General features: G+C 75.2%; 3 protein-coding genes. All 3 read left to right on the top strand.

Annotated elements, in window-relative coordinates:
* Positions 1-57: 57 nt before the first annotated feature.
* Positions 58-1,251 carry a thiolase family protein gene (locus VF468_09250; GenBank protein ID HEX5878492.1) on the top strand — a complete coding sequence of 398 codons (1,194 nt, stop codon included), beginning with the start codon at positions 58-60 and terminating at the stop codon, positions 1,249-1,251.
* 172 nt (positions 1,252-1,423) lie between these two features.
* Positions 1,424-2,593 (top strand): hypothetical protein, encoded by a 1,170-nt coding sequence (locus VF468_09245; GenBank protein ID HEX5878491.1) that lies wholly within the window; start codon positions 1,424-1,426, stop codon positions 2,591-2,593.
* Between the two features lie 71 nt (positions 2,594-2,664).
* On the top strand, positions 2,665-2,958 hold the full coding sequence (locus VF468_09240) for an Lrp/AsnC ligand binding domain-containing protein (GenBank protein HEX5878490.1): 294 nt from the start codon (positions 2,665-2,667) through the stop codon (positions 2,956-2,958).
* Positions 2,959-3,105 lie beyond the last annotated feature (147 nt).

Genomic DNA, 3,105 nt, shown 5'->3' with positions numbered 1-3,105 from the left:
CGGCGCCCGCCCGGACCTACACTGGCAGCCGGTCTCGGCGTGGGCGTGGGAGGAGTCATGGAGCAGCGTCCGGTCGTCGTCGTGGGCGCCAGGCGGACCCCGATGGGGCGGTTCGGCGGGGCCTTCGCCGACGTGCCAGCGGTCGACCTCGGCGTCGCGGCGGCCCGGGCCGCCCTCGACGCGGCCGGGCTCGACCCGGGGGAGGTCGACGAGACCGTGGCCGGCCACGGCCGCCAGGCCGGCAACGGCCCCAACCCGGCGCGGCAGGTGTCGGTCCGGGCCGGCGTGCCCGAGACGGTCCCCGCGTACACCGTCAACAAGGCCTGCGGGTCGAGCGCCAAGGCGCTCACCCTCGCCGCCGGCTCCATCATGCTCGGCGAGATCGACGTCGCCCTGGTCGTCGGGATGGAGAACATGACCCGCACCCCGTACCTGCTGCGGGGCATGCGCGGCGGCTACCGGATGGGGCCGGCGGTGATCGAGGACGGGATGCGGTCCGACGGCTTCCTGGACCCGCTGGCCGGCGAGGTCATGGGCGAGACGGCCGAGAACCTGGCCGAGCGCCACGCCGTGAGCCGCGAGGAGCAGGACGCCTTCGCCCTCCAGTCGCAGCGCCGCGCGTCCGAGGCCTGGGAGGCCGGCCGCTTCGCCGAGGAGGTCGTCCCGGTCGACACCTTCGACGCCCGGCGGCGCACGATCACCGTCGAGCGCGACGAGCACCCGCGGCCGGACACCACCCTGGAGGGCCTGGCCAGGCTGGAGCCGGTGTTCCGCGACCCGGGCACGGTCACCGCCGGCAACTCCTCGGGGATCTGCGACGGCGCCGCCGCCCTGGTCGTGATGGCCGAGGAGACGGCCAGGTCCCGGGGCATCCGCCCCCTGGCCAGGATCGCCGGCTGGGCCAGCGCCGGGGTCGACCCCCACATCATGGGCTGGGGCCTGGTCCCGGCCACCCGGAAGCTGCTGGCCAAGCTCGGCTGGACCCTCCCCGAGATCGACGTGGTCGAGGTCAACGAGGCGTTCGCCGCCCAGGTGCTGGCCTGCGACCGCGAGCTGAAGTTCGACTGGGAGCGGACCAACGTCAACGGCGGCGCCATCGCCCTCGGCCATCCGATCGGCATGACCGGGGCCCGCATCGCCGGCACCGTCGTCCACCAGCTCCAGGACCGGGGCGTTCGCCGCGGCCTCGCCACCCTCTGCATCTCCGGCGGCCAGGGCATGGCCATCGCCCTGGAGCGGGTCGGTGACTGACGCCCCGTAACGAACCCGTCACGGCCGGCGGCAACAGTGGCCGCACCAACGCCGCGGCAGGACCGCGGGAGGCGGAGGGCTGCGCGTGCCGAGCATGAGACCGACCCGCCGGCGGAACCGACCCGCCCCCGCCGGCGACCCCGGAACAAGCCAGGTACCCCGGTCCTGGGCGGTGCTCGCCTGGACCCTCTGGGCGCTGATGCTGGCCGGGCTGCTGCTCGTGGCCTGGATGGACGGGATGCTGCGGCGGGCCGGGCGGCCCGATCTGGTGTCGCTCGGGAGCGACGCCTGGCCGTACGTGCTGGCCATGGTCAGCGCGGGCACGGTGGGGGCGGTGGTGGTCAGCCGCCGCCCCCGGCATCCGGTCGGGTGGCTGCTGCTGGGGCTCGAGCTGTCGGTGATCGGGCTCGGGATCGCCGACGCCTACGCCGCCTACGGGCTGCTGGCGCGACCCGGGTCCCTGCCCGGCGCCCGCTGGGCGGCCATCTACGTGGACGAGAGCTGGGTGCTGCTGACGACCGTGCTCGGGTTCGTGCTGCTGCTGACGCCCACCGGGTCGTTGCCCTCGCCCCGCTGGCGCTGGTGGGCCAGGCTGGTCGTGGCCGCGGCGGTCGTGGGGGTGCTGACCAGCACCCAGCCGCTGGACCCGCCGTACGCGGCGGTGCCCCGCCCGCTCGTCGTCCAGGACGGGCCGCTGGCGACGGTGGCCTGGCTGGCCTCGGTCATCTCCCTCCTCGGCCTGCTCGTCGCGGCCGGGTCGCTGGTGGTGCGCTTCCGGCGCGCCCGCGGGATCGAGCGGCTGCAGCTTCGCTGGGTGGCCCTGGCCGCCGCCGGAGCCGGCCTGGCGATCGCGGTCATCCTGGTCACCTGGGCGATGATCGGGAGCGCGGCCCAGCCGCTGTGGGAGTGGGCGAGCGTGCTCTACCTGGTCGGCCTGCCGATCGCGACCGGAGCGTCGATCCTGCGCTACCGGCTGTACGACCTGGACCGGATCCTCAGCCGCACCCTGGCCTGGACGGTCCTGACCGTCCTGCTCGGCCTGGGCTACGCGACGGTGGTGCTGCTGCTGGGGCGGCTGCTGCCCCAGGGCTCCAGCCTGGGCGTGGCCGCGGCCACCCTGGCCGTGGCGGCGATGTTCCAGCCGGCCCGCCGCCGCATCCAGGCCGTGGTCGACCGCCGCTTCGACCGCCACCGCTATGACGCCGCCCGCATCATCGCCGCCTTCAGCACCCGGCTGCGCGGGCAGGTCGACCTGGACACCCTCTCGGCCGAGCTGCTGGCCGTCGCCGACCAGACGATGCAGCCCACCACGGCCTCGCTGTGGCTGCGGCCCCGCACCTGACGGCCGATTGCGCCGGCCGTGGTCGGGCTGTTACGGTCCCGCTCTGTTCGCCGAGGTGGGAGGGTTCGGAGTTGGTCACCGCCATCGTGCTCGTCACCTGCGAGGTCGACCAGACCCCCGAGACCGCCCAGGCCCTTGCCGACCTCGACGGGGTCAGCGAGGTCTACTCGGTGGCCGGCGACTGGGACCTGGTCGCGGTGGTCCGGGTCGGCGGCCACGACGACCTGGCCGCCACCGTGACCGAGCACATCCGCAAGGTCCACGGCGTCGCCTCGACCCGCACCCTGATCGCCTTCCGCACCTACTCCCGCCACGACCTCGACCGCATGTTCTCGGTCGGCTTCGAGGCCGGCCAGCCGGACTGACCGGGACTAGGCGTCGGCGGCGGCGCGGCGCGAGCTCTCGACCCAGGCGTCGAGGGTGTCGCGGGCCCGGCCCTCGTCGATCGAGCGGGCGGCGGCCTCGAGCCCGTCGGGCAGGCTGATGGCGGCGTCGGCGGCGACCAGGGCGGC

It is taken from the genome of Actinomycetota bacterium (assembly GCA_036280995.1).
Classification (GTDB): Bacteria; Actinomycetota; CALGFH01; order CALGFH01; family CALGFH01; genus CALGFH01.
Note: the sequence above shows the minus strand (reverse complement) of the source record. Positions and strands in the feature narration are given on the sequence as shown.

Bases quoted from the DNA above. Each gene is read 5' to 3' on its own strand.
- VF468_09250 (HEX5878492.1), top strand. From the start codon at position 58: ATGGAGCAGCGTCCGGTCGTCGTCGTGGGCGCCAGGCGGACCCCGATG.